Raw genomic sequence first — 25,523 nt, forward strand, 5'->3', positions numbered from 1 at the left:
ACATGGTTTGTAGTTTATTTGAAGGCTAGCCCAGGTGACCCGCATCAATAAGCGCCATACGAAGATGTTTCTGAATGAAATCCGCTTTATAAATGCTGTATCGGTGGCTGTCATTTTCACATAATAACATCGCGCTTTTTTTCATTAAAGCGTACTGAATGGCTACGTCATTGTTTTTAATAAGGTAATCACGGAATGCCAGGTGTTTTATGATTTGAGCATCCCCGGTGGCAAACGCATGGATATGATGACTACGCTGATTTCCACCTTTTGTAAAGTACCTACGATTTAAAATGCCGTTTTCACCACGCACAGTATATCCTACACCCTCCATTGCCTGATTCAAACTGTCCAGTTCTTCAAGATTAGCAACTTCGATTAATATATCTATTACTGGCTTAGCTGATAATCCAGGCACCGAGGTGCTACCAATATGATGAATCCGGGATATCACTTTACCAAGCGTCATCTGCAACAGAGTACGTTCGTTCTCAAATAAAGCCGGCCACATCTCATCATAATCAACTACAGTCAATATTCGCATGTTCAACAGTCACACCTTTTAAGGAAATTTAAGCAGTCACAATAACATAAATCGCCTCTGCTGACTTGAAGGCATTTATAATCTGTATCTGTCCTCATAATTTTCAACCATCGTCTGACAAGATGCCCTAAACCCCTTTGTAGTGCTCTTTATTCAGACCATACTTCTTCATTCTGAGATAAAGTTTTTTACGCGGTATCAGCAGATACTCCGCCACCTCATTAATACGTCCCTGGTGGATATTCAGCGCTTCGGTGATGATCTGCCGTTCGACGTCCTCAACCCGCTGATCCAGCGGCGTCGGCTCGCCGATGTGCATCAGCGGATTAACCGTTTCTGCAAGTGGTAATACCCCCACTGCAAACAGCTCGGCGGCGTTCGCCAGTTCGCGAACGTTATTTGGCCACACCCGGCGCATCATCCCCTTCAACAGACCAGCATCCACCTCCGGGACGGGATGATTCAGCCGTTGACAGGTTTTTTGCAAATAGTGATGAAACAGCGGCTCGATATCATCAGGTCGCTTTGACAGAGGCTGGCAGCCAATTTGCGTCATCGCGAAGCAGTAATAGAGTTCCGCCACTATCTGGCTGCTGGCGGCCAACTCCACCAGCGAAGCGCTACCGATACCAATCAGGCGAAAAGGCCGCTTCTCATGACTCTGCAGCTGTACCAGCTGATGCTGTTGCTCGTGAGTCAGATGCTCGGGGTGACTTAAGACCAGCGTCCCGCCCTGGGCCTGGGCGATCAGTTCATTAAGCGTATGGGCGTTAGCCGGAGTCAGCTCGCAGGCGATAAACGGACCTTCAGCGTGCCGTCCTAACTGGTGCAGGTAACGCGCGCCGGTCATGCGGCCGGTTCCCGGCTCGCCGTAAAGCCATACCGCAATATCCGTTTCTGCCAGCTGCTGAAGGCGCTGGCGATACCGAACCGTCCATTGGCTGCGGCCAATAAGCTCAACCTGTAATTTTTGCTGACAATACTGGCGACGGGCGATAACCGATTGCCTCTGACGCAGCGCGGCGTCCACCAGCGTGAGCAGCTTGCCCGGATCGATCGGCTTTTGCAGGAAATCCCAGGCCCCTTTTTTCACCGCCTCCACCGCCATCGGCACATCGCCGTGACCGGTGATAAGCAGAATCGGCAGCAGATCGTCATCCTGATGAAACAACGTCATTAAATCGATACCGGAGCAGCCGGGCATGCAGACATCGCTTAAAACGATGCCGGGCCAGTCCTTCGGCACCTGCTCCCGCGCATCAAACGGATTATTACAGGCACTGACATGATACCCCGCTTGCTCAAGCAGCTGCGTATAGGCATCCAGCACATCGGCATCATCGTCAATCAGCAGAATCGAACAGTTATTACTCAACATCTTTTACATCCGTCAAATTGAATTCCAGCACCACGCAGGCACTGCGTGTAAACGTCGACGCCAGGCGCAACGCCCCTTCCATTTGCGTCATCAGCGAAACACATATCGAAAGCCCTATTCCGAGCCCCACGGTTTTACTGGTAGTGAACGGCTTTAACAGCGAAGGGAGTAAGGCCGCAGGCCAGCCAGGGCCGTTATCGGCAATCAACACGCACAGCCTTCCGCCCTGGATTTGCCAGCTCACGGTGATTTGCGCGGCGTGCGGGCAGGCGTCGAGGGCATTGGACAGCACGTTCACCAGCACCTGATGGACGCGCACTTCGTCCCCCTGGATCCAGACAGTGTCATCCGGTATCACCAGCGTCCCCTGCTGAGGCTTATGACGCATCGCCAGCAGTTCCCACGCCACGGTAAACGTCTGACGCAAATCGACCGGATGCAGCGGCGTTTCCAGTTCTGCGCGGCGGGTAAACTGGCGCAGGGAGCGGATAATCGCGTCAATGCGGTTGATCAGCCCTTCTGCTTTGCTTAACGTCGTCCGCGCCTGCTCCGCCTGTCCTTGTTCGATCGCCCTTCCCGCCGTAAAAAGATACATCGACAGCGCGTTCAGCGGCTGATTAATCTCATGCGCCAGGGTGGTCATCGTCTGTCCCACCACCGCCAGTTTAGCGGTCTGGATCAGCTCGTCCTGCGTGGCGCGCAGATCGGCCTCAATCGCTTTTCGCTCGCCAATCTCCTGTTCCAGCTGCTGTTTTTGCGCATTAAGCTGACCCAGGGTATGACGAAGCAAACCGGCAATACGTCCCAGCTCGTCGCGCCCGTAAACCGGAATGGTCGCCTCGGTCCGGCCCAGACCAATCTGCACCACCGCCTGATTCAGCGCGGTAAAGCGTTTCACCAGCCGCGAGCGAATAAAATAATGGTTTAGCCCCCATGCCAGCAGCAGCGCCAGCAACGTCGCCACCAGGATTAACCCGCCGCTGACCCGGACAATCTGCGCCATACGCTGATTAAACATCTGCATCTGCTGGTGACTGCTGCCAAGCTGGGCTTCCAGCAGCGTTCTGAAGCGCCCCAGCGTCGCTTCTCTGGACCGGCTGGCTTCCACGAGCGCTTTTTGCGCGCTAACATAGTCGCGCATGGTATCCGGCATATTATTTTTCACCATGCCAATTTCCAGCAGCTCATCAATCGTTTGTCGCAGGGTAATGGTGCTCGGCCAGTCATCCAGCGCACGGATATTTTCATCCGCCGTTTTTTTCAGGTTTTCAAGATAGCGGATATGCGTCTCCACCAGCATGCCGTCATCATTCCCGGATTTCAGTTCATTGAGCCTGTCGCGCAGGTCGTCAACGATCTGATTTTCAATACGAGCCAGGGTATAGACCTGCTGCTGTTCGTTCTGCACTTCCCGGGCGCGTTTCAGATACTGCCTCGCATCCCCCTGTCGGGCTTCAATCTGATCGAGCAGCGTTCCCTGTTGCCAGGTAAAATCCTGCACCAGCGAATTCAGCTCGGTGGTGAAATCATCGTGCAGCCAGTCGATCCGCGCCGCAAGCTCTCCCACCTTTTCACGAACCAGAAACATGTTGTAGAGCACGCGATCCAGTTCCGCCAGCAGCGCGCGGCTGTCCTGCAATATCACCCCCAACTGCTGGCGTTCTGCCGGCGACAACCCCTGACTTAGCCGTTCTATTTTGTCCAGATGCTGGATAATCTGGTTGCGCAGCTGCAGTCGTACCGTGGTATTTGGCGCCAGCAGAAATTCATTGAGCTGATCGACCACCAGGTTGAGATTCCCTTCAATCAGAAACGCCGCATGGATGCGCGGAAAATACTCATCCAGCGAATAGCGGATCTGCGAACTTTGTTCATGCCAGGAATAGAGGCTTACGCTGCTGACAATCAGCGTAAGCAGCGCCCCCGTCAGAAATGCCCCGCGCAGACTGCTACTGATACTGATTTGCCGCAGGCGTTGCAGCATGGACCTGTCCGTCATTTCAGTTCTTCCAGTTTAGTAATCGCCTGCCGCTGGTTGTTGAGAAACCAGAGCTGCCACTCCATCATCTGCTGTTCCGCAAAACTTTTGTTGTCGAACTGAGCCAGCCAGGCTTCATCCTCGCTGCTGGCCGGATCCACCGGGACACGGGTGAGCAGCGCCCGTATCTCGGGTAGCGGACGCTTAAGACGGACCTCCGCGCTATGCAGCGCTCGCCAGGCGTCTTTGAGCTGAGCAAGACGAAAGCTAATCGCCGTATCAAACATCCGCTGAACCAAACGCTGACGTTTGAGGATCAATCGATAGTTTAATGGCGGTTGATTCATCAGCATCGCCTGCTGCGCCGCCCGTGGATTGCCTGGCGCCAGCGGTGTTACCGGATACTTCCCGGTATTAGCGTCGGCGAGGATCGTCTGGCCCTCCGGACTTAACAGATAGCGAATAAACCGCCGCGCTTCGCTGGCGTGCTGGCTGTTTTTAAGCACTGCGACATAGGTCGGCGAAACCGCCGACTGCGGGAAATAGGTAAAAGCCAGGTACGGATCGTTCAGCAGCAGATTGGCGTAATTATCAATCACCGGACCAGCCACGCCCAGGCCGCTTTTAATCTTATCTGCCACCCCAAAGCTGCGGGATGAAATGGTCACGAGATTTCCCGCCGTCGTCAACAGCGTTTCCCATCCTTTAATCCAGCCTTTTTGTTGCAGCAGCGACTCCACCATCAGATGGTTGGTATCCGAACGCGACGGACTGCTCATCAGCAGCGCCCCCTGATAACGGGGATCGGTCAGGTCATCCCAGTCCGCTGGCGCAGGCAGATGCCGGGTCATCAGTGCCGAGCGATTCATCAGCAAACCGAACCCGGAGATCGCCACGGCCACGGAGGTGGAGCGAATGGATTCCGGCACCAGATGTTGGCTGACTGCCGGCGCACCGCTGAACGGCGCCAGTTTTTGATGCTCCTGAAGATGCTGCAGCAGCATCGGCGACGAAGTCAGGATCAGATCGACATTTTCGGCATTTGCCGTATCAAGCAACTGTTCCAGCGAGGCGCTGGTGCGGTTGAGCGTCCTTATCATCACCGACCCCGGCTCTTTCTGCCAGCGATCGATAATCCACACGGTGGCGCTGGGAGAAAATGTCGTTGCCATCACCAGCTCATTGCCTTGCGCCGCACAGGGTCTCAGCCATGCGGTCAGCAGCAGCAGCGCGAACATTTTGCCCATTATCCTGACCCCACGAAGAAATATGTTTGTGATCCCGTTCATAAATATTGAAATATCGTAAAAACCGCGTTGAGACAAAACTTACCCGTTTATGACATCTGGTGAATTAATCGCCGCGAGCGGAAAAATAGTCAAACGGGCGTCCGGGAATATCGGGAAAGATTACCAGATAATGATTAGGCAATTTGTTAGTGTCCGCACAAGCCGGACATAAAATCAGCGCAAAATTAATTGCGCAAAATCTCGCTCATGCCAGAGGGGTCAAAAACAACCCGTCCCTGCATTATTTTGAGTCAATTTTGACTCATTTCGACGATTTGAATTTTTTAGCCGCTTATTTCACCCTTCGGGGTAATTACTCCTGATGTTCATATCAATATAAATACAGGTGACGACATGTTATCATTATTAAAAAAAGGCCCGTCGGCGAATAAAGTTCCTGCTGAGAAAATTCAGGCAACCTATGGTCGATACCGTATGCAGGCGCTGCTAAGCGTATTTCTGGGATACCTGGCGTACTATATCGTGCGCAATAACTTCACCTTATCCACGCCCTATCTGAAAGAACAGTTAGACCTCAGCGCCACGCAGATCGGTTTGCTCAGCAGCTGTATGCTCATCGCCTACGGGATCAGTAAAGGCGTAATGAGCAGCCTCGCGGATAAAGCCAGCCCGAAAGTCTTTATGGCCTGTGGCCTGGTGCTGTGCGCCATCGTCAACGTCGGGTTAGGATTCAGTACCGCATTCTGGGTCTTCGCTGCGCTGGTTGTCCTGAACGGCCTGTTTCAGGGTATGGGGGTCGGCCCCTCTTTTATTACTATTGCGAACTGGTTCCCGCGCCGTGAGCGTGGCCGCGTAGGGGCGTTCTGGAACATTTCCCATAACGTCGGCGGCGGAATTGTCGCCCCGATCGTCGGCGCCGCATTCGCCATTCTCGGCACCGAGCACTGGCAGAGCGCCAGCTACATTGTACCGGCCTGCGTGGCGGTGGTATTCGCCATTAGCGTACTGGTGCTGGGTAAGGGTTCGCCGCGCGAGGAAGGTCTGCCTTCGCTGGCAGAGATGATGCCGGAAGAGAAAGTGGTGCTGAAGACCAAACACGGCCAGAAAGCGCCGGAGCACATGAGCGCATTTCAGATCTTCTGTACCTACGTACTGCGTAACAAAAACGCCTGGTATGTCTCCTTTGTGGATGTGTTTGTCTATATGGTGCGTTTCGGCATGATCAGCTGGCTGCCAATTTACCTGCTGACGGTGAAACATTTTTCCAAAGAACAAATGAGCGTCGCATTCCTGTTTTTTGAGTGGGCGGCGATTCCGTCTACTCTGCTGGCCGGCTGGCTCTCCGACAAGCTGTTTAAAGGGCGCCGGATGCCGTTAGCCATAATCTGTATGACGCTAATCTTCATCTGTCTGATTGGCTACTGGAAAAGCGAATCGCTACTGATGGTCACGGTATTCGCGGCGATTGTGGGCTGCCTTATTTATGTCCCGCAGTTTCTGGCCTCGGTCCAGACCATGGAAATCGTCCCCAGCTTTGCCGTCGGTTCAGCCGTGGGTCTGCGCGGATTTATGAGCTATATCTTTGGCGCATCGTTAGGCACCAGCCTGTTCGGCGTAATGGTCGATAAAATGGGCTGGCACGGCGGGTTCTATCTGCTGATGGGCGGGATCGTCTGCTGCATACTCTTCTGCTACCTCTCTCATCGCGGCGCGCTGGAACTTGAGCAACAGCGTAAAATCACCGAGCAGGAAGAGGCCCGACTGGCACTGGCTGACGCACAGTAAGCGCCTGAACCCGGGGGAACAAAGAGCCAGCTTGCTGGCTCTTTTGTCGTTGATAGAAGAATAGATGTCCGCGGCGGCTTCCGACAGCGGTATAAAGCAAGTATTCCTGCCATCGCTGATGTTGCTGTTGAGTGGCCTACTTCGCCGGGATAATCAGCACCTGACCCGGATAGATTTTGTCGGGATGGGTCAGCATCGGTTTATTGGCTTCAAAAATGCGTTGATACTCATTGGCCGAGCCATACATCGCTTTTGAGATTGCGCTCAGAGTGTCACCGGATTTGACCGTGTAAAAACGACTTTCCGCCCCGCTTTGCGTCACCTTAACGCCGTCACTGACCTGGCCTACGCCAGTGACATTCCCGACCGCAACCAGAATTTTTTCCTTATCCTCCTGCGAAGCGACATCACCAGTGACCGTTGCGGTGCCATCTTCCGCAACATCAATATTGACCTTTTCGGCGCCAGGCAGATTAAGTCCATCGATATGTTTTTTCAGCTTATCGGCCCGATCTTCTTTACTGTCGCCGGAGACGGCATCCCATATTTTCTCGCCCGCTTCTTTCACAAAATTTAATAATCCCATCTTTCCATACCTCCACGACTGTTACATGAACACATGTTCCTCGGCCCCGTTGACCCAATGTTCGGGATATTGGTTTTGATATCCACCATCGCGACAACTGCTTGAGGCAGCACAAGCTGCCATCAAAGTATAATCAATGAGCGTCAAAGTGCAGGAAATTTGCCATGGTATGGCAGGAAAGTCTGTATTCCGGCAAGGCGACACGAAACTAAAGCGGACATTATCCCCCCGAACACAAGGCACCTGGCGCAGAGGCTGATTGATTGTGAAAGGATATGAGACCTTAAATGGCAGGCTGGGAGTTGGCACCCCGCCTGAGGGCTCCTGATTCTGGTCGCCAATGCTTTCAAGACGTTTTTCTTACTGAGATCGTCTCAAAAACATTCGCTGATTTCTGCCGCAGCAGCTACAGTAAATCCAGGTTAAACTGGTATGACCACACAAGGCGAGACTCATGGAATCTGTCATCATCCCCGTAAGCCAGGGCGGCTTTGTCGCCGCCACGCTCTGGCAAAGACACAAAGCCAAAGCATTGGTGATCGTTCACCCGGCGACGGCCGTTGTACAGGGATTTTATAAAGGATTCGCTGAATACCTTTATAAAAGGGGGTTTAGTGTCATTACTTATGATTACCGGGGCACTGGTCTTTCGAAGTCCGGGAGAGTCCGTCACAACAAAAACACCATGTCCGACTGGATCGAGCAGGACGTCGGATGCATCACCGCGTGGGCGAAAGCCCGAGCCCCTGGCCTTACCCTGCTGGCGATTGGGCACAGTATTGGCGGGCATGCCGTGCTGTTATCTTCCGCCTCCACCGACCTGCGAGCCGCCGTCATGTTTGCCTCACACGCAGGCGTGACAAGCACTATCAGCCAAACGAAGGAAAAGCTGCGAGTATGGTGCTTACTGCGCGTTTTGGGGCCGGCACTTTGCCGGCTCTTTGGGTATATGCCAGCCAGACGTCTCGGGCTGGGTGAAGATTTACCGGCTCCGGCGATGCTTCAGTGGGGACGCTGGAGCGCGATGCCTGAATATTTCTATGACGACCCGGAGTGGGATGCGCGTCAGCGGGCAGGAAAGATAACCTTACCTATTCTGGTGTTGGGTTTTGATGACGACCCTTGGGCTAATACAGAAGCCATCTCACGCCTGCTTGCTCCAGCGCAAAACGCAAAAATAGAACGCCGTGAAATACGGCGGGCGGATTACGGACTTTCATCCATTGGTCATATGGGCTTCTTTCGTACCCGGAATGCGGAGAAATTATGGCCCCTCGTCGCACAATGGCTGGAGAGACATTGCCCGGATAAGAGGCGGACGACCTGAGCAATATTTCAGGAGACGCCGCTTCCGGCGCCTCCTGTTCTTCACCTCGCGGCTACTCCTCGTACGCCGCGTGATGGAAATCAATTTCCCACTGCAGCACCTCGCCGTAAAGCGCCGATAACGCCTGCTTTTCGTCTTCACTCAGCGCCATGGCGCAGCGGTCGAGTTCGTTTTTTAGCCAGAGAGCCTGCTGATAAAATTCGTCCTCCGCGTGCATTTCCACCCAGCGTCGTAAATCAGCATCGCTCTGATAATGTTCGCTCGCCCGTCGGCACCAGAAATAGTACATCCATTCCGCACCGAACATCAGGGTCACAATCTGCTCATAGCTGCCCTCGTGGGCGGTCCGCAGCATACCGTCGCGAAAGCGCCGTACCCCGGGCAAATCATCCGGGTACTCAGCGGGATCGATCTGCCGTGCTGACAACACCTGTTCAAACCACGCGATCTGTATATCAACCAGGGCATTCAGCACGCCAATCAGCCAGCGCTGCTGTTGAATACCCGGCGCTTTGCTGACCCCGAGGGCAAAAATCGCGATTGCCGTCGCGACAAAGTTGCCCTCAAACACCAGATAGCGGTTGAAGACGACTGTCGGCAGACGATCCTGTTCGATATCAGTCACAAACGGGTGCTGCTGCATCGCCTGCCACGCCGGTTGATGTTCGCGCAGCAGGCGTTCGCTAAACGCTTCCATTATGCCTCCTCCAGCGCGGCCTGCGCGACCGACATAAAATGTTTCACCCGGGCCAGCTCAACATCGTTCCACCAGACGCCATCGACCTTCATTGTACTGGCCACAATGACCCCCTGAGTCCGCCCGAGGATCTGCTTCACGTTAGCCGGTGTCACCCCGGAGCCCACCAGGAGCGGTAGTTCCGTCGCCGCGCGGATCTCGTCAATTTCCGCCATCGTGGCGCTATCGCCCGTACGCTGGCCGGTGGCGATCACCGCGTCAGCCTCGAAGAAATCGACATCGCGCGTCAGTTCCTGAATCGAACGATCGGCGACAATGGCATGGCTACCGTGCTTAACGTGGCTATCGGCAAAAACGCGAATATGTTCAGCGCGCAGCATACTGCGGTAGCGCAGCGCCTTAGCGGCCGCCCCTTCTATAAATCCTTCGTTGGCGATATAGGCGTTGGCCCACTGGTTTACCCGGACGAAATCGGCGCCTCCCGCCAGGGCGATCGCCATTGCCGGGATCGCCGCGTTAGCCAGAACGTTAATGCCCAGCGGCACAGCAAAACGTTCACGAACTTTCTCGGTAATGACCGCCATCAGCGCGGAGGTTTCATGGCCGATATCCTCAGGTTTAGAGAAAGGAATATCGCCATGATTTTCAATAATCAGACCATGAACACCGCCTGAAATATAATTTTCAGCATCGCGAAGCGCACGTTCAACAATATCCGAGACTGATTTTCCTCGATATTTTGGCGAGCCAGGAAATGGGTCGCAATGAATAACACCAATAACAGCCTTGCTTCGTGAAAAAATAGCTTGTATTGCATTCGTTTTTTCTGCTGAGATAGCAACCATCTTATCCATCCTGTTAAGGGAACACTATGCGTGTTTACGTTACTGGTAATATTACCGTAGATGAAACCTGGTCCATTCCGGATATACCGAAAAAAGGAGCCTCCATTCACGGCGTTAAAGTGTCGCAGGATATCGGCGGTAAAGGCGCGAACCAGGCGATTATATTATCCCGCTGCGGAATAGAGACGCGTTTAATTGCCGCCACGGGAAATGACAGCAACGGCGCGTGGATCCGCCAGCAGATAAAAAATGAACCACTGATGCTACTACCCGACGGCCATTTCAATCAACATAGCGATACCTCGATTATTTTAAATAGCGCTGATGGCGACAACGCCATCATTACCACTACGGCGGCGGCCGATACATTCAGCCTGGATGAAATGATTCCGCATATGGCGGATGCCGTCGCTGGCGATATTCTGCTACAGCAGGGCAATTTCTCCCTCGATAAAACGCGGGCGCTGTTCCAGTACGCCAGAAGCCGCGGCATGACGACGGTATTCAACCCCTCACCTGTCAATCCTGACTTTTGCCATCTGTGGCCCCTCATCGACATCGCGGTGGTCAATGAATCCGAGGCCGAGCTGCTCCAGCCATACGGGGTGAAAACCTTAGTGATTACCCAGGGCGCCGCAGGCGCCTGGCTGGTCCAGGAGGGCCAGCGTCAGTTTTGTCCCGCCGTGCCCGCCGAGGCGCTTGATACTACCGGCGCGGGCGACACGTTCCTCGCCGTCATGTTGGCCTCCGCCCTGCTGCGCGGCGTCGCGCCGGATGCGCTGGCGCTGGCGCACGCCAGTCGCGCTGCCGCCATTACGGTTAGCCGCCGGGGGACGCTCAGCGCGTTTCCCGGCAGCCGTGAGCTCGCCGCCCTGTTAACCACGGACGGGGCGCGCTGACCTACTTAAACAGCGGACGGTATGAATCGACGTTCGCTTTGGTTACCACCGTCGCCGGAACCAGAATGGTTTTCGGCACGGTTTTACCCGACGTGATGCTGTTCAGAGCATTCAGGGCTTCGGCGCCCATCTTTTCCGGGTCCTGCTGCAGTACGGCGGTGACGTAGCCGCCGTCAATACCGGAAATCGCCTTCGCCGTCAGATCCCAGCCAAAGACTTTAATATCCTTCTGCCGCCCCTGGTTTTCTACGGCGGCGATAGCGCCGAGCAGCGCGGGTTCGCCGGTGGCATAAATCGCTGTCAGATCCGGATTACCGGTGATCAGGTTTTCCGCCGCGGTCATCGCTTTATCCTGCACATTCTGCCCGTCGACCACGTTAGCGATAGTAATCTTCGGATTGCTTTTCAGCGTCTCTTCGAACCCTTTCTGCCGCTGGTTCTGAATGGCCGAATTCAGCGCGCCGACTATACCCAGTCGCGCCTGGCCGCCCATCTCTTTCTGCACGTAGTCCACGAAGTATTGACCGATAATTCTGCCGCCTTCAATATTATCAACGCCGACCTGAGCTGCCTGTGGCCCGGCCGGTAATACGGCATCAATCGCAATCACCGGAATGTTTGCGGCGGCGGCTTCTTTAACCGCTGGCATGATCCCGTTAACGTCGATAGCAGCAACCAGAATGCCTTTAACGCCTTGCTGAATATAGTTTTCTATCGCGTCGTTTTGCGCCACGGGATTATCGTTAGAGTTAAAAATAACTAAATCCTTGCCACTGGCTTTGGCCGCATCCTGTGCGCCTTTATTCATCAGATTAAAGAACAGCGCCTGTTGGTTGATTTGTACCAGCGCATAAGTCGGACCGGCAGCGCTGGCGGCAGAAATAAAACTCATGGATGCCAGCATGGTCGTGGCGACAGCAAGGAAACGCAGTTTTCCGGTGTGAAATAACATCATCAGTATCCTCGTCGGGAATAGTTGATAGCCAGCAGAGTTCCGCGCCGCATGCGAACGCAGAAGGATTATTTTTTTTGGCGGGCAAATATCGTCTATATCGCCAGAACAATCATTGAACGTTCGGCGGATACCTGCTTAATGCCATCCCGGCAACCGGTCCGTGTCGGTGCGCGACTGGAATAACTTAAACGGGGTTGGGAATGACTTCCCGGATAATGCGGTAAACTGCCTATACAATTCTCTGCTGATTAAAATTTGTCAAGCATTTATTTTTGGTGATTGTTCGCAGAGAAATTGCTGTATCCACCGCGCTTAACTATGTTACAGATAGCCGATTCTGGCACAAATGGCGCAGGAAATGAGTATAAAACGTGTATTGTTATCCGATGTGGCAAAGCTGGCCGGGCTGTCGAAGGCGACCCTGTCGCGCTATATGAACAACAGTATTGTGCTGCCGCAGGACACCATCGACCGCATCGAAACCGCCATTCGCGAACTGGACTATCGCGGCAATAGCCTGGCACGCCGTCTTAGCAAAGGCGGCAGCGAAACGCTTGGCCTGGTGCTTCCCGATATTACCAACCCCTTCTTTGCCGAACTGGCCGACGCAGCCGAAGAGGCCGCTTCTGCCAGCGGCTACAGCCTGGTGCTGTGTATCACCCGCAACAACCCGGAAAAAGAGTGCCAGTTCATTCGCTGGCTGGATACCTGCCAGGTCGACGGTCTGCTGTTCACCACCAACCGCCCCGATAATGGCCTGCTGCGCAAGGAAGTCCAGCGTCACGAACGGATTGTCCTGCTGGATGAAGATATTCCCGGCAGTAAGGTACCGAAAGTGTTTGCCGATAACGTCCAGGGCGGGCGGATCGCCACCGAAAAACTGATCGCCGCCGGGCATCGCCATATCGCTTTCGTCGGTGGCCCGGACAAGCTGATGAGCGTCCGCGAGCGCTATCAGGGCTTTTGCACCGCGATGGAGCAAGCGGGCCTGAGCTGGCCGCCCGAATGGGTGATGTATGGCGACTACCAGCGCGAGTTTGGCCAGCAAGCGTTGCGGTACCTGTTCAGCCAACAGGTTCGCCCTACCGCCGTCTTCGCTGCCAGCGACTATCTGGTGCTCGGTCTGCTCGACGGCTTGCGCGCCAGTGGGCTCCAGGCGCCAGAGGCGCTATCGTTAGTCGGCTTCGATGACGCCAACTATGCCGATTTTACCCAGCCGCGGATCTCCACTATCCGTCAGCCCGCCCGCGAACTGGGCCGCACTGCGGTGAACATCATGATGCGCCTGCTAAACGACGATCCGGATATCCCTGCGGAAACCCGCCTGCCGGTTGAATGGATTGGCCGCGACTCGATCAAGATTTGTTAAGCCCGTCCCAAAATGGCGCAAAAGCGCCCGCTTTTGGCGCAAAAAACGATCAATTAACAATTTATTCACTATAATCAGTAAACCGGTTTACCGGATTGTATTCAATTAAGTGTATTGAATACATAAGGTTAAGTTACAGGGCTGCTGTGTGGTTACTGCCCTGGCACGGATGCTGCAATGTTCTTACTGGCGAACAAATATCTTACATAGCGTTTGTCCTGACTGCACTGGCGAGTGCTCTGGTCCGCAGGTAAACCGGTTTACTAGATTGCAAACCGTGTCGGATAGAGTCTCTCCCGCAGGATGGCGAACATTTTCCCGGCCACAGCGATGGGAGTTATCAGATGCAGCAGCCACAAACTACCCCGCCAAGGGTAGAGATGATCAATATCACCAAGACCTACGGGTCGATACGCTCATTGCGCGGAGTCAACCTTGAGCTGGCCCCGGGCGAAGTGCTGGGCTTAGTGGGCGATAACGGCGCGGGGAAATCCACCTTGACCAAAGTGCTCTCTGGCGCGGTGATCCCCTCCAGCGGCACGATTCGTATCGACGGTGAACAGCAACAGTTTACGAATCCGGCCGATTCACGCCGTTGCCATATCGAGATGGTCTACCAGGATCTGTCGCTCTGTGACACGGTCGATGTCGCGGGCAATCTGTTTATGGGCCGTGAGCCGATGAAATCGGTCCTCGGCATCCCCTTTCTCGACGAGGCCAAAATGCACGCCGATGCCAGAGAGATGCTTAAAGGGCTCGGGATCTCCATTCCGGATACCCGGCTGCTGGTGCGAAATCTCTCCGGCGGCCAGCGCCAGGCTATAGCCATCGCCCGCGCCGCGGCCTTTGACCCGAAAGTGCTGATTATGGATGAACCCACCGCCGCGCTGGCCGTCGCGGAAGTTGAAGCGGTTCTGGAGCTCATTCGCCGCGTTTCCGCTCGCGGGGTGAGCGTGATTCTGATTACCCACCGCCTGCAGGACCTGTTCCTGGTCTGCGACCGGATCATGGTGATGTATGAAGGTACCAACGTCGCCGACAGACGGGTGTCCGACACCAGCCTGAGCGATATCGTTAACCTGATTGTGGGCGAAAAATTCACCGCCCGCTCTGCGGCAACACATTGAGGTAACAGGATGAGTATCATGAATTTAAGCAGCTCACGCATGATCCAGCATTCGCTGCCGCGCCGCCTGCTGCATAACCATTCAGGCGTAGTCAGCATCGCGCTCTTTTTCGTCTTCTGCTGCGTGGTGTTTTCGCTGATCACCAGCAACTTTCTCACCGGCACCAACTGGCTCAACATTATCCGTCAGAGCGCCCCGCTGCTGATCGTCGCGACGGCAATGACTCTGGTCATTACCACCGGCGGTATCGATCTGTCGGTAGGCTCCACCCTGGCGCTGGTCGGCGCGCTCTCCGCTATCGCCCTGAATAGCTGGGGTCTGCCGTGGCCGGTGGTACTCCTCGGCGGCCTGCTGCTAGGCGGATTCGTTGGTGCCATCAACGGCTTCTTTATTGCCTATGAGGGCATTCCGGCGTTTATCGTCACGCTCGCCACCCTGGCCGTAGTTCGCGGCATCGCGCTGCTGGTCACCCAGGGCTACTCGATTCCGGTGCCGGCTGACAGCCTGTTTACCTTTATCGGACGCGCGTGGGTCGTCGGAATCCCCATGCCCGCACTGCTCGGCATTCTGATTCTGCTGATCGGGCATATCGTTCTCAACCATATGCGCTTTGGCCGCTACGTGACCGCCATCGGCGCTAACGCCGAAGGCGCGCGGCGCAGCGGCATTAACACCAAAGCGGTCACCATGAAGGTCTATATCATCAGCGGAATGGCCGCCGCGCTGGCGGGGATGATCATTACCGCACGCCTCGGCAGCGGCTCCTCCAACCAGGGCGAAGGCTTTGAACTGCAGGTCATTGCTGCCGTTGTGCTAGGCAGCACCAGTCTGTTTGGCGGCTTCGGAACTATTATTGGCACGCTGCTGGGCGCACTGTCGATTGCGGTCATTCAGAACGGGCTGATCCTGTCGCATATTTCGCCGTTTTACACCCAGATAGCCACCGGCACCATTATCCTGCTGGCTATCTGGCTGAACACCCGCATTCTCAACCCGACGCGCTCCGCGGCAAAAGGATAGCTGATGAAAGGATCAATTTTTCGCCATCCCTCCCCGCTGCCGGTTGGCGTTAGCAGCGGTTACGTAATGACTGTGCTTGGCCCACTGCCGATTAACGAAATGGGCGTTACTCTGATGCATGAGCATATTCTGCTGGATGCCTCCGGCAAATGGGTGCCGCCCTGCTGCTGCAGCGATCGCCATCTTGCCGAAATGCCGGTGAAAATGGAAAACCTTGGCGAACTGTCGCTCAACCCGCTGATGAGCCGCGATAACTGTCAGCTGTTTGATGTCGACGTTGCGATTGACGAGCTGACTAAATATCGCGCCCTTGGCGGAGAAACGGTAGTCGACCCGACCAATATCGGCATTGGCCGCGATCCGAAAGCGCTGGCGCGCATCGCGCGGCTGACCGGTCTGAACATCATTATGGGTACCGGGCTCTATCTGGAACCTTCGCACCCTGAGTGGGTAAAAATCAGCAGCGTCGAACAGCTGACCGAACGGCTGATTTACGATCTTGGCGGCGCGGAGGAGAAACCGGAGGTGCTCGCCGGGCTCATCGGCGAAATCGGTATCTCCAGCCGCTTTACGCCGGATGAGGAGAAATCCCTGCGCGCTGCGGGTCGGGCCAGCGCCGCGACCGGCGTGCCGATCGAGGTCCATCTGCCCGGCTGGGAGCGGCTGGGCCATCGGGTGCTGGATATTCTCGAGCAGGAAGGCGCCGATTTACGCCATACCGTGCTGTGCCATATGAATCCCAGCTTTGCCGATAAGCGCTACCAGCGCGAACTGGCGCAGCGCGGGGCGTTTCTCGAATACGACATGATTGGCATGAGCTATTACTACGCCGACGAGTCGGCGCAGTCGCCCTCCGACGAGGAGAACGCCCGCGCGATCCGCGAGCTGATTGACGACGGCTACATCCAGCAAATTCTGCTGTCGCAGGACGTCTTCCTGAAAACCATGCTCACCCGCTACGGCGGCCACGGTTATGGCTACATACTCAAGCATTTTGTTCCCCGTCTGCGGCGCCACGGCGTCAGCGGCGAACAACTTGAAACCTTAATGATTGGAAACCCCCAGCGGGTCTTTGGCGGATAAAAGGAAACGTCATCATGCAGAAAAAAATCTTACTGGTCGGTGAGTCCTGGACCAGCACGTCAACGCACGTTAAAGGCTTCGACCAGTTTGCCACCGCCACCTGGCACACCGGCGCAACGGACTTTCTGGCCGCGCTCGCCGACAGTCCCTATGCCATTACCTATATGCCCGCCCACGCGGCGGCGACCGACTTTCCGCTGACGCTGGAAGCGCTGCAGGAGTGGGATGCGATTATTCTCTCGGACATTGGCGCCAATACGCTGCTGCTGCATCCGGACACCTGGCTGAAGAGCCGCCGAACCGCCAACCGTTTAACGCTCCTGCATGATTACGTGGCCGGCGGGGGGGCGCTGATGATGATCGGCGGCTATTACAGCTTCCAGGGAATCAACGGCGGCGCGCGCTACCGCCATACCGAGGTGGAGAAAGTGCTGCCGGTACGCTGCCTGGCCTGGGACGATCGCATTGAAACCCCGGAAGGCTGCTATGCCGAAGTGACGGAGTCTCACCCCCTGTTTAACGATATTCCGGGCGAATGGCCGTGGCTGCTGGGCTATAACGAAGTTGAAATGCACCCGGAAGGCAAACTGCTGGCGACCGTGGCCGGTACCGGTCATCCGCTGTTGGCTGTTCGCGAATATCAGCAGGGTCGCTCGCTGGTGTGGACCAGCGACATGTCGGCGCACTGGCTGCCGGAAGAGTTTGCCAAATGGCCCGGCTATCGCCAGCTGTGGATTAACTGCCTCGACTGGCTGACGGAACGCCGCTGATGACCGCGACCCTTGAGCTCGCCCGGCAGCTGCTGGGCTTTAACACCATCAACCCGCCGGGCAGCGAAGCCGACTGCATGCGGTTCTTCGCCGACTGGCTTGACGATAGCGGTTTTGAGGTTTCGCTGTCGTCGTTCGGCGAAGGACGCTGCAATCTTATCGCCAGCCTGCCCGGGGCGAAGAGCGGTAAACCGCTGGCCTTTACCGGACATCTGGATACCGTCCCGCTGGGAAATGCCCGCTGGCAGTACGATCCTTTCGGCTCGCAGATGGAAGACGGGCGTCTTTATGGCCGCGGATCCAGCGATATGAAAGCGGCGATAGCGGCGTTTGCCGTCGCCTGCGTTCATCAGCGGGAAGCGATCCTCGCCGGACGCGGCGCGGTATTGCTGATAACCGGCGGAGAAGAGACCGGCTGCGACGGCGCGCGGGCGCTGATCGCCTCCGCAACGTTGCCGGAGGTGGGCGCGCTGATCGTCGGTGAACCCACCGCCAACTATCCGGTTATCGGCCATAAAGGCGCGCTCTGGCTACGCTGCGAAACGCGGGGGAAAACCGCCCACGGCGCGATGCCGGAGCTGGGGATCAATGCTATTTATCTTGCGGCGGATGCGTTGGGTAAGATTCAGCATTTTTCGCCAGGCGCGCCGCATCCGCTAATGAAGCAACCCACCCTCAACGTCGGACGCATAGAAGGCGGACTCAATATTAATTCCGTACCGGACCGCACGCGTTTTGATGTCGATATCCGCAGCGCGCCCAATTTACAGCACGCCACTATCCGGGAGCGCTTGACGACGCTGCTTGGCGAAAGCGTCACCGTCTCCACGCTGGTCGACCTGCCCGCCGTCCTCAGCCGGGAGGATCATGCGTGGATTAAGCAGGTTTATCAACGCTGTCAGCCGCTGCACGCTGAGCCGATTGCGCCGCGCGTGGTGCCCTACTTTACCGACGCCTCGCTGCTGCTGCCTGCATTGGGCGATCCGCCCTGTATTATTCTCGGCCCCGGCGAGCCGTCGATGGCGCATCAAACCGACGAATACTGCCTGCTCAGCCGACTGGCGGAGGCCGAACAGCTATACGGTGACATCATTCGCGACTGGATGGCATCACCGCCCGCGACGAAAGTAAAAAATGAGTGACACTGTCACTGAAAGCGCGTGCCATGCAATTCAGCGTTTGAATAATATCGCGGAATAACAGAGGATAACCGCCTCGTACACGACGGTATCACCACCAGCAAGGAGGCTTAGCATGTCCGTGAAAACCAACGCTGTGCTCGTTTGCACCCTCTCTTTACTCCTTTCCGCCTGCTCGGGTCGTGCTTCTGCGCCGGGCAGCGCCGAAGACGCTAAAATATCGGCTGAAGTGGATAAGATACTTCGCGATTATCAAACGGGTTCCGATACTTCACCCCAGGCCAATGCCTCACGCTATCTGGCGCGGATCCAGGCGGCTATCTTCGCTAACATAGACCAGCCGGCCTCCTGGCAAGGGCAAAAATGCTCGGTGCGCTTTATGCTGCAGCGTGACGGGACGGTGCAGGATCCAACGGTCGAGAGCGGCGATCGGCCATTCTGCGCGCAGGTGATGTCCGCGCTGAAAAAAGCCAACATCCCGCCCGCGCCGGACGAAAAAACCTATCAAACCTTCAGTCATGTCGTGCTGGACGTGAAGCCCTGAGCTTGCCCGCAGAAATGGCCCCGGCCATCACCAGGGCCATTTCGAACAAGATAAGCTGACAGCCCTGCTTAACAGACGCTTTTTGGCGATCAGCGAGGAATGATTCAATAGTAACAGGCTGGCGCAAGCCTGTTTTTTTTCCATTCTTCAGGATCGTGGCCGGGTATGAATACCGCATGATATCGCTCGGTAAGCTGACGCAGCTTTCGCACAGACTGAGCGACATCAGTAGCAGACGTCATTAGCCCCGGGAGAGCCTTCTCATGGTAATGATCTAAGGTATAAGCCGCATCAATCGCTAGCGTAAAATTTGTACCACCCGGTAAGCGGATAAGGAAAGATTGATGGCCCGGTGAATGCCCTGGGGTGAAAATACATTGTAACGTGCCATCACCGTAAAGGTCATAGTGATCATCGGACAACCCGTTCAGAAATAGCCAGTTAAGTTGGGGACGATCGAAATCGCGTCGGCAATAGGCTCCCGAAGTAAACCAGTCAGGGGCAAAGGCATATTCATACTCTTGCCTCTGGACAACATGCGTAGCATGGGGGAAGCGACCAATTGCTCCCGTATGATCAGAGTGCAAATGGGACAGGACCACATAGCGGATATCCTCAGGAGCAATGCCAATCCTCTTAAGTTGTTCCACGCAACCCTGTTCTTCTGACATCACCGGTTTAAACTGCTCTACAGCACTTCCCCAATAACCGCTGGGATCTTTCAATCCTTCGACAGCCAGACCGCCGTCAATCAGCGTAAACCCATCCGGATGGGTCAGCAGAAACCAGGGGACAGGGATCTCATAATGCTCTCCCACGCCCTGATTCATCCGGATATGCTGATATCGACAATGCTGTGTTCCTGACTGGAACATGAAAAGCTTTATCTCTGGCATCATTATTTTCCACCAATAAATCAATTAAATAGATTGAAATTTAGCCTGACTCAGGCCTTGAGTCTGGATTTTTCATCATTTCGCAGTAAAGCAGTAGATACCTGTCCCCACTTACATTTATCGGTAAAGCCAATATAATTGGTGAATGGATCTCTTCTCAGCAATGCGCATATTTATCAGGGTGGTTGAACGGGGCAGCATGTCGGCTGCAGCCCGCGATCTCGGTATTGGCCAGCCCGCCGTGAGTGAAAGAATAGAAAAACTGGAAGCTCATCTTGGGACACGTTTGCTTAGGCGCAACACGCGTAACATGTCTCTAACGCAAAGCGGTAACGTGTTTTATGAGCGAAGCAAAACGGCCGTTCAGGCGGCAGAGCATGCTCTTTCTGTGAATGAGGAAAATCAGGGGCTGCAAGGCAAAATCCGTATTGCCGCGCCCTATTCCGCCGGAGAAAGCTTGCTGATGCCTGCATTGTTGCAGCTCCAGAACGAGCATCCGGCGCTGCAGGTCGATGTCATTTTTAACGACCGCGTCATCGATCCCGTCACCGAGGGGGTCGATTTATCACTGAGATTAGGTGATGTCTCCGAAGGTTTTTTTGTCGCACGCCCGCTTGGCACCGTGCGCAGAGTGTTACTGGCCTCTCCGGCTCTGCTGGCGAAAATGGGTCATCCTGACACGCCGGATGCGCTGACGGATTATCCATTTGCTGCTGTTTCCGGTGTATTCGCCAGTAATCGCATTCAATTAGTCGCTTCCGAAGATCAACTCATTAATGTTCCCGTCAATATTCAATTTCAGTCCACGCACTGGCGGAGTGTCNTCTCCTGGTTATTAGCGGGACATGCCATTGGTGTTTTGCAAAGTCCGGTTTGCAGAAAAGAAATGGCAGACGGCGCGCTCATCCCCCTCTTAAGCCACTATCCGATCCCGCCATTTAGTGCCTGGTTGCTCCATCCACCAGCTGGGATGATGTCGTATGAAACGCGAGTTTGTGCCTCCCTGCTGGAGGGCTATCTCAGAGATTTGTTGCTTGAGCCGGCCGGCTGAATAAAACAGCGCCGCCCTGGCGCGCTGAAGATGGCCTCTTGTTAATGACTCAATCTCTGATGCATGAAATCAATAAGCGCTCTTGTTTTTGCCGGCAAGTAACGCCGATCTGAATACAGAGCGAACAATTGCAAGGGGGCTGCCGATTGTTCAAATTCAATCTCGATTAACCGCCCATCATCAATATAGGGTTGGCAGGCTTGTTTCGACAGGATGGCAAAACCGACACCTGAGATGGCCGCTCGCCCTGCCATCTCTCCGCTGTTGACCCGATAACGACCGTTAACCTTGATCGTCTCGAATCCGCCCTTTTTATTCACAAACTGCCAGGGAGCGCCTTTAAGCGCATTCACCGTTGTAATACAGGGTAACTCTTCAAATTGCTGTATTCGAGAAGGCGTGCCATAACGCTGGATGACGGAGGGGGCCGCAACGATGGTGCAAGGGATCGTCACCAGATGACGGGCGATGTAGTCACTGTCATCCATCTGACCACGGCTAACAATGACAGCTAAATCCAGATCATCTCGCAGGGATTCATAACCCGACAAATTTGTGACGCAACTCATCTCCAGATCCGGATGCTGACAGGCGAAATCAGCAACAACAGAGCCCAGCAATACAGGACCGATTTCATTGGGAATACAGATACGTAATGGCCCCTTGAATTGCATTTGTCGCAACGTTAATTCGGTTTCAGTTTGCTCAAGTGCTTCCAGTAATGGCTTCGCCCGGGTATAGAGTAGATGCCCAGCCTGTGTGAGCTTCATATGTCGGGTACTGCGCTCAATGAGCTGAAGGTTCAGTTTGTCTTCTAACTGAGAAATGCAACGGCTCACATTTGATGTCGGCATTTCCAGGGCTTTCGATGCCCCGACAAAACTGTCTCTTTCCACCACAGCAATGAAGATTTTCAGCGCATTAAAGTCAAGAACTGGCCGCATCAACTATCCCACATATGATAATAATGAGTGCCATTTTTACCATCTAATCGACAAGTTTGATAGCAGTTAAGCTAGGATATCTTTCATCCACAGGTCGCTTGCTATGCCACTGGTCACCACAACATTTAATCAAAAGACGCTCATTCGGATTGCTATGGTAATCGCTTTTGTCCAGTTTACTAATGCGCTGGAATATATGATGTTCAGCCCTGTTTTTACATTTATGGCTGCAGATTTCGCTGTTCCCGTCACCTTCTCAGGCTATGTATCCGGTATGTACACATCTGGAGCCGTCCTGTCGGGAATTATCGCCTTTTACTGGATTGATCGTTGCAATAAGAAGCATTTTTTAATCGCTAATATGGTACTGCTAGCCATGGCGACACTGTTGACGACATTCACTACCAGTTTTCCTCTTCTTCTTACATTGCGCTTCTTCGCAGGACTGGTTGGCGGTACGACAATGGCTGTGGGGATCACTATTTTGATAAACCACACACCGGCTGACTTGCGCGGAAAAATGTTGGCGACGGTGATTGCGTCATTTTCGATGGTCAGCATCGTGGGGATGCCCGCTGTACTATTTTTGTGTACACATTACGGTTGGCATGTCGCGTTGTGGTTAATTTGTACACTGTGTTGGTTGGCATTGCCACTGATCGTCTCCATCATCCCTCAGGATCCCGTCACTTTCGACACGTCCCACGCGCTGCCCCTCGATGTAGATACTTTACTGTTTGCTTCCGGTAATGCGCTGGTACAGTTTAGTCCAATGCTGATCATTCCTGTCCTGGCGCCATTAATGACGCAGCTGTTGGGGGCTTCTCAAGGTCTGCTGCCCTGGTTGTTCTTCGGCGGGGGCCTGGCGGTGTATCTGTCTACCAGAATGACAGGCGCATTAACCTCTCGTGTTTCTGCTTTGAGTTTGGCGACCGGGTCGACCCTCGTTTTTATCCTGAGCTTACTGATACCCCTGATGGGCTATCCGCATCCAGCGCTATTTATTACGTTATTTCTCGGCGCAGCTTACAGTCGTCTGGTGTCATCGTCGGCGGTGACGATTCAGTTTCCTGATAACAAGCAACGAGCGGGATTCTCTTCATTACAGACATCCATGATGTATCTGATGACAACTGCCGCATTTTTCCTGTCTGCTTTTTTGTTACCCGACCATCGCATGGCGCTACAAAATATGGATACGCTGTTGGCGGTATGTGCAATTACCGCATCAGGAACCCCAATTATTGTCATCGTTTTGCAAAAGAAACTGGCTAAACGTACGTTCGAGCCCGATCGTTTCACCACTGAGTAGTACTCCACGGGTTGCTCATTTTTTAAGGCAAAAACAGGGGCATACGCCCCTGCGTGACTACCGCCGACTCATGGCCAGCTTCGCGGCAAACAACAGAAACAGGCAGCCGGTCGTTCGGTCCATCCATTTCACTACGGCTGGTTTTTTCAGGATGCCTGCGGCATAGCGAGTGGCGGTAATCAGCGTTAACGACCACAGCGTACCAATCAATACATGGATAGCGACCAGGAGAAAAGTCCAGCTCACGGGTGAATGCCCGGCGGGGATAAACTGAGGTAAAAACGAAACGTAGAAAACACCCATTTTGGGATTAAGCACATTCCCCAGCATCCCACGCAGAAACCAGTTACTGGTGGTAGTGGATTCTGCCGGAGTGGTGTTAAATTGCTGGCGCGGGCGCAGAAGCAACTGGATGCCCAGCCAGCAAAGGTAGCCCGCTCCGCACCATTTCAACAAGGTATAAGCAAACTCAGAAACCGCCAACAGCGCCCCTAAGCCAAAGGCCACCACGGCGCCCCAAATAAAACATCCGAGATCAATGCCTAACGCGGCATGCAAGGCTTTGCGTCCACCTTCAGCGGTCGCCGTGCGCAGGATGAGCGCGGTATCGAGACCTGGTGTAAGAGTAAGCAGTGTGGCAGCGAGGGTGTATGCAAGAAGTGAATCAGTGACGAGCATTTCCTGTCTCCGAAAGAGACAAGGCTACTGAAGGGTTCACATTTTTGCAACAAGATTATTTCCCCTGATCTTCTGCTTACCCTGCTCCATTTTTCTTCGGGGATGACAGATGCAAAGAGTAGCCCATGACTAAGTAATGCTTAGTCATGGGCTGATGTTCTTACAGGAAGGGCTTAATGTTGATTTAAAATAACCCTGGGATACGTTAGCTCACTTTAATATCATCCAGGTCGATATCCTCTTCTTCGTAATCATTATCAACAATCACGTCGCGAGGGATATCTTTTTTGATGACGGCATAGACCGTGGCGGTAACAACGATATTCACCAGCAGGGCCATGATGCCTGCCATCGGATGTGACATCGTGGGGATCATCAATACTCCGCCAAAAGGAACCGTCGCATCCGCACCATAGACCATGGTGACCGCCCCGCCGCACGCGCCGCCGATAGCCGCCGCCGCGATACCGCGCACAATATCATTCATGACGATCGGAATAGAACCCTCAACGATATTCACAATCCCCATCGGAACCGCTGATTTTAAGGTTTCCACTTCTTCACGGTTATAGATATTTTTACGCAGCAGTTTGGCAATAAAGAAAGCCAGGCCAAATCCGATAGGCGTAGCGGTGTTAACTAACTGAAGTGCGGTAATGGGTTCATTTATCCCCTGCGCCTGCAGGGTCAGCACGAAAGCAAAGCATGTCTTATTTAGCGGGCCGCCAAAGTCAACAATACACAATGCGCCTATGACTGCGCCTAACACCAAATTCGACGACGTGCCCATGCTTCTCAGGAAAGACGTAAGCGCTTCCGTAAAGATACCGATAGGCGTACCGATGATATAGACCATAATCAGGCAGCTGATAATGGAGGCAAAAAAGGGAACGATCAGCGTCGGCATCAACCCGCGGGCCCAGTCAGGCACCTTGACGTTTTTAATGATCGCCAGCGCAATATACCCCGCAATATAGCCACCAATCATCCCACCGATAAAGCCTGCGCTTATGGTATTCGCCGCCAGCCCGACGACAAATCCTGGCGCGATGCCTGGTTTGCCGGCGATCGAGCCAGATATTCCCACGGCAATCACCACCGGCAACAGCCCAAGCGCCTTGGCGCCCAGGGTGGCCATCGCCTGCCATACATCAAATTGTCCCGGAGTTAACGTGTCCTGCACCGTTCCGCCAAGCCCCATGCCGATGGCGATAATAAACCCAGAGCCACAGACAATGGGGATCAGAAACGAGATAGCGGTCAGCAGATGTCCTTTAGGGTTTGCTGCTTGCCATATTTGTTTTAGAGACATAAGTCACGCCCTTTAATGTAGAGTCGCCAGGCCG

The 25,523-nt window shown here is 54.3% G+C and carries 24 protein-coding genes; 12 read left to right on the top strand and 12 right to left on the bottom strand.

The window, feature by feature from the left end; all coding sequences use genetic code 11:
• Positions 1 to 25 precede the first annotated feature (25 nt).
• The 4 genes from VZP09_RS08545 to pgtC form a co-directional block, all read right to left on the bottom strand.
• Positions 26 to 544, bottom strand: a complete 519-nt coding sequence (locus VZP09_RS08545) for a GrpB family protein (protein ID WP_087791487.1) — start codon at positions 542 to 544, stop codon at positions 26 to 28.
• A 127-nt stretch (positions 545 to 671) separates the two neighbouring features.
• Positions 672 to 1,922, bottom strand: coding sequence for a two-component system response regulator PgtA (gene pgtA, locus VZP09_RS08550; protein WP_002904899.1), 1,251 nt, complete (start codon positions 1,920 to 1,922; stop codon positions 672 to 674).
• Complete coding sequence (gene pgtB / locus VZP09_RS08555) at positions 1,912 to 3,906, bottom strand: two-component system sensor histidine kinase PgtB (RefSeq protein ID WP_004176164.1); 1,995 nt, start codon at positions 3,904 to 3,906, stop codon at positions 1,912 to 1,914. Before pgtB ends, pgtA begins: the two co-directional genes overlap by 11 nt.
• A gap of 11 nt (positions 3,907 to 3,917) precedes the next feature.
• Positions 3,918 to 5,138, bottom strand: coding sequence for a phosphoglycerate transport regulator PgtC (pgtC, locus tag VZP09_RS08560; RefSeq protein ID WP_087791570.1), 1,221 nt, complete (start codon positions 5,136 to 5,138; stop codon positions 3,918 to 3,920).
• Positions 5,139 to 5,543: 405 nt separating this feature from the next.
• On the opposite strand from pgtC, the gene pgtP reads away from it, so the two are divergent.
• The gene (gene pgtP, locus VZP09_RS08565) at positions 5,544 to 6,935 is read left to right on the top strand and encodes a phosphoglycerate transporter PgtP (RefSeq protein WP_023300977.1); all 1,392 of its coding nucleotides are present in this window, start codon (positions 5,544 to 5,546) and stop codon (positions 6,933 to 6,935) included.
• A 136-nt stretch (positions 6,936 to 7,071) separates the two neighbouring features.
• On the opposite strand, the gene lysM is transcribed toward pgtP, so the two are convergent.
• Positions 7,072 to 7,521: a peptidoglycan-binding protein LysM gene (gene lysM / locus VZP09_RS08570; RefSeq protein ID WP_004184091.1), complete on the bottom strand. Its 450-nt coding sequence runs from the start codon at positions 7,519 to 7,521 to the stop codon at positions 7,072 to 7,074.
• A gap of 454 nt (positions 7,522 to 7,975) precedes the next feature.
• On the opposite strand from lysM, the gene VZP09_RS08575 reads away from it, so the two are divergent.
• Positions 7,976 to 8,848 (top strand): alpha/beta hydrolase family protein, encoded by an 873-nt coding sequence (locus VZP09_RS08575; RefSeq protein ID WP_328795043.1) that lies wholly within the window; start codon positions 7,976 to 7,978, stop codon positions 8,846 to 8,848.
• A 52-nt stretch (positions 8,849 to 8,900) separates the two neighbouring features.
• Here VZP09_RS08575 and VZP09_RS08580 read toward each other — a convergent pair whose 3' ends face one another.
• Both VZP09_RS08580 and VZP09_RS08585 read right to left on the bottom strand, forming a co-directional pair.
• Positions 8,901 to 9,545: a TenA family protein gene (locus tag VZP09_RS08580; protein ID WP_002904912.1), complete on the bottom strand. Its 645-nt coding sequence runs from the start codon at positions 9,543 to 9,545 to the stop codon at positions 8,901 to 8,903.
• Positions 9,545 to 10,390 carry a BtpA/SgcQ family protein gene (locus VZP09_RS08585; RefSeq protein ID WP_004176161.1) on the bottom strand — a complete coding sequence of 282 codons (846 nt, stop codon included), beginning with the start codon at positions 10,388 to 10,390 and terminating at the stop codon, positions 9,545 to 9,547. The genes VZP09_RS08580 and VZP09_RS08585 overlap by 1 nt, the downstream gene beginning before the upstream one ends.
• Positions 10,391 to 10,416: 26 nt before the next feature.
• Here VZP09_RS08585 and VZP09_RS08590 point away from each other — a divergent pair, with 26 nt between their 5' ends.
• A complete protein-coding gene (locus tag VZP09_RS08590; protein ID WP_004179897.1) occupies positions 10,417 to 11,289 on the top strand; it encodes a PfkB family carbohydrate kinase in 873 nt (290 codons plus the stop codon).
• Between the two features lies 1 nt (position 11,290).
• Here VZP09_RS08590 and VZP09_RS08595 read toward each other — a convergent pair whose 3' ends face one another.
• Entirely contained in the window at positions 11,291 to 12,244 is a 954-nt protein-coding gene (locus tag VZP09_RS08595) for an ABC transporter substrate-binding protein (protein ID WP_004176159.1), read from the bottom strand.
• A gap of 346 nt (positions 12,245 to 12,590) precedes the next feature.
• On the opposite strand from VZP09_RS08595, the gene VZP09_RS08600 reads away from it, so the two are divergent.
• From VZP09_RS08600 to VZP09_RS08630, 7 genes are all read left to right on the top strand, one after another.
• Positions 12,591 to 13,613: a LacI family DNA-binding transcriptional regulator gene (locus tag VZP09_RS08600; protein ID WP_004176158.1), complete on the top strand. Its 1,023-nt coding sequence runs from the start codon at positions 12,591 to 12,593 to the stop codon at positions 13,611 to 13,613.
• Positions 13,614 to 13,993: 380 nt separating this feature from the next.
• Complete coding sequence (locus tag VZP09_RS08605; RefSeq protein WP_029496902.1) at positions 13,994 to 14,740, top strand: ATP-binding cassette domain-containing protein; 747 nt, start codon at positions 13,994 to 13,996, stop codon at positions 14,738 to 14,740.
• A gap of 18 nt (positions 14,741 to 14,758) precedes the next feature.
• On the top strand, positions 14,759 to 15,760 hold the full coding sequence (locus VZP09_RS08610; RefSeq protein WP_002904978.1) for an ABC transporter permease: 1,002 nt from the start codon (positions 14,759 to 14,761) through the stop codon (positions 15,758 to 15,760).
• Between the two features lie 3 nt (positions 15,761 to 15,763).
• Positions 15,764 to 16,843 carry a phosphotriesterase family protein gene (locus tag VZP09_RS08615; RefSeq protein WP_004176149.1) on the top strand — a complete coding sequence of 360 codons (1,080 nt, stop codon included), beginning with the start codon at positions 15,764 to 15,766 and terminating at the stop codon, positions 16,841 to 16,843.
• 14 nt (positions 16,844 to 16,857) lie between these two features.
• Positions 16,858 to 17,613 (top strand): glutamine amidotransferase, encoded by a 756-nt coding sequence (locus VZP09_RS08620; protein WP_002904983.1) that lies wholly within the window; start codon positions 16,858 to 16,860, stop codon positions 17,611 to 17,613.
• Positions 17,613 to 18,755, top strand: coding sequence for a M20 family metallopeptidase (locus VZP09_RS08625; RefSeq protein ID WP_004199916.1), 1,143 nt, complete (start codon positions 17,613 to 17,615; stop codon positions 18,753 to 18,755). Before VZP09_RS08620 ends, VZP09_RS08625 begins: the two co-directional genes overlap by 1 nt.
• Positions 18,756 to 18,867: 112 nt before the next feature.
• Entirely contained in the window at positions 18,868 to 19,296 is a 429-nt protein-coding gene (locus tag VZP09_RS08630; protein ID WP_004179900.1) for a cell envelope integrity protein TolA, read from the top strand.
• Between the two features lie 104 nt (positions 19,297 to 19,400).
• On the opposite strand, the gene ahlK is transcribed toward VZP09_RS08630, so the two are convergent.
• Positions 19,401 to 20,195, bottom strand: a complete 795-nt coding sequence (gene ahlK / locus VZP09_RS08635; RefSeq protein ID WP_004218740.1) for an N-acyl homoserine lactonase AhlK — start codon at positions 20,193 to 20,195, stop codon at positions 19,401 to 19,403.
• Positions 20,196 to 20,355: 160 nt separating this feature from the next.
• Here ahlK and VZP09_RS08640 point away from each other — a divergent pair, with 160 nt between their 5' ends.
• A complete protein-coding gene (locus VZP09_RS08640) occupies positions 20,356 to 21,243 on the top strand; it encodes a LysR family transcriptional regulator (RefSeq protein WP_328795044.1) in 888 nt (295 codons plus the stop codon).
• Between the two features lie 41 nt (positions 21,244 to 21,284).
• On the opposite strand, the gene VZP09_RS08645 is transcribed toward VZP09_RS08640, so the two are convergent.
• Entirely contained in the window at positions 21,285 to 22,187 is a 903-nt protein-coding gene (locus VZP09_RS08645; RefSeq protein ID WP_004176143.1) for a LysR family transcriptional regulator, read from the bottom strand.
• A 103-nt stretch (positions 22,188 to 22,290) separates the two neighbouring features.
• Between VZP09_RS08645 and VZP09_RS08650 the strand changes: the two genes are divergently transcribed.
• Positions 22,291 to 23,499 (top strand): MFS transporter, encoded by a 1,209-nt coding sequence (locus VZP09_RS08650; protein WP_048299454.1) that lies wholly within the window; start codon positions 22,291 to 22,293, stop codon positions 23,497 to 23,499.
• 57 nt (positions 23,500 to 23,556) lie between these two features.
• Here VZP09_RS08650 and VZP09_RS08655 read toward each other — a convergent pair whose 3' ends face one another.
• Complete coding sequence (locus tag VZP09_RS08655) at positions 23,557 to 24,177, bottom strand: LysE family translocator (protein ID WP_023280084.1); 621 nt, start codon at positions 24,175 to 24,177, stop codon at positions 23,557 to 23,559.
• Between the two features lie 205 nt (positions 24,178 to 24,382).
• Positions 24,383 to 25,489 (bottom strand): PTS fructose transporter subunit IIC, encoded by a 1,107-nt coding sequence (locus VZP09_RS08660; protein ID WP_004176140.1) that lies wholly within the window; start codon positions 25,487 to 25,489, stop codon positions 24,383 to 24,385.
• Between the last annotated feature and the right edge of the window lie 34 nt (positions 25,490 to 25,523).

It is taken from the genome of Klebsiella sp. EMBS2024 (assembly GCF_036233805.1).
GTDB classification, from domain to species: Bacteria; Pseudomonadota; Gammaproteobacteria; order Enterobacterales; family Enterobacteriaceae; genus Klebsiella; species Klebsiella pneumoniae.

Coding starts and splice junctions, on each gene's coding strand:
- VZP09_RS08545 (WP_087791487.1), bottom strand. CDS start 544: ATGCGAATATTGACTGTAGTTGATTATGATGAGATGTGGCCGGCTTTA.
- pgtA (WP_002904899.1), bottom strand. CDS start 1,922: ATGTTGAGTAATAACTGTTCGATTCTGCTGATTGACGATGATGCCGAT.
- pgtB (WP_004176164.1), bottom strand. CDS start 3,906: ATGCTGCAACGCCTGCGGCAAATCAGTATCAGTAGCAGTCTGCGCGGG.
- pgtC (WP_087791570.1), bottom strand. CDS start 5,138: ATGTTCGCGCTGCTGCTGCTGACCGCATGGCTGAGACCCTGTGCGGCG.
- pgtP (WP_023300977.1), top strand. CDS start 5,544: ATGTTATCATTATTAAAAAAAGGCCCGTCGGCGAATAAAGTTCCTGCT.
- lysM (WP_004184091.1), bottom strand. CDS start 7,521: ATGGGATTATTAAATTTTGTGAAAGAAGCGGGCGAGAAAATATGGGAT.
- VZP09_RS08575 (WP_328795043.1), top strand. CDS start 7,976: ATGGAATCTGTCATCATCCCCGTAAGCCAGGGCGGCTTTGTCGCCGCC.
- VZP09_RS08580 (WP_002904912.1), bottom strand. CDS start 9,545: ATGGAAGCGTTTAGCGAACGCCTGCTGCGCGAACATCAACCGGCGTGG.
- VZP09_RS08585 (WP_004176161.1), bottom strand. CDS start 10,390: ATGGTTGCTATCTCAGCAGAAAAAACGAATGCAATACAAGCTATTTTT.
- VZP09_RS08590 (WP_004179897.1), top strand. CDS start 10,417: ATGCGTGTTTACGTTACTGGTAATATTACCGTAGATGAAACCTGGTCC.
- VZP09_RS08595 (WP_004176159.1), bottom strand. CDS start 12,244: ATGATGTTATTTCACACCGGAAAACTGCGTTTCCTTGCTGTCGCCACG.
- VZP09_RS08600 (WP_004176158.1), top strand. CDS start 12,591: ATGGCGCAGGAAATGAGTATAAAACGTGTATTGTTATCCGATGTGGCA.
- VZP09_RS08605 (WP_029496902.1), top strand. CDS start 13,994: ATGATCAATATCACCAAGACCTACGGGTCGATACGCTCATTGCGCGGA.
- VZP09_RS08610 (WP_002904978.1), top strand. CDS start 14,759: ATGAATTTAAGCAGCTCACGCATGATCCAGCATTCGCTGCCGCGCCGC.
- VZP09_RS08615 (WP_004176149.1), top strand. CDS start 15,764: ATGAAAGGATCAATTTTTCGCCATCCCTCCCCGCTGCCGGTTGGCGTT.
- VZP09_RS08620 (WP_002904983.1), top strand. CDS start 16,858: ATGCAGAAAAAAATCTTACTGGTCGGTGAGTCCTGGACCAGCACGTCA.
- VZP09_RS08625 (WP_004199916.1), top strand. CDS start 17,613: ATGACCGCGACCCTTGAGCTCGCCCGGCAGCTGCTGGGCTTTAACACC.
- VZP09_RS08630 (WP_004179900.1), top strand. CDS start 18,868: ATGTCCGTGAAAACCAACGCTGTGCTCGTTTGCACCCTCTCTTTACTC.
- ahlK (WP_004218740.1), bottom strand. CDS start 20,195: ATGATGCCAGAGATAAAGCTTTTCATGTTCCAGTCAGGAACACAGCAT.
- VZP09_RS08645 (WP_004176143.1), bottom strand. CDS start 22,187: ATGCGGCCAGTTCTTGACTTTAATGCGCTGAAAATCTTCATTGCTGTG.
- VZP09_RS08650 (WP_048299454.1), top strand. CDS start 22,291: ATGCCACTGGTCACCACAACATTTAATCAAAAGACGCTCATTCGGATT.
- VZP09_RS08655 (WP_023280084.1), bottom strand. CDS start 24,177: ATGCTCGTCACTGATTCACTTCTTGCATACACCCTCGCTGCCACACTG.
- VZP09_RS08660 (WP_004176140.1), bottom strand. CDS start 25,489: ATGTCTCTAAAACAAATATGGCAAGCAGCAAACCCTAAAGGACATCTG.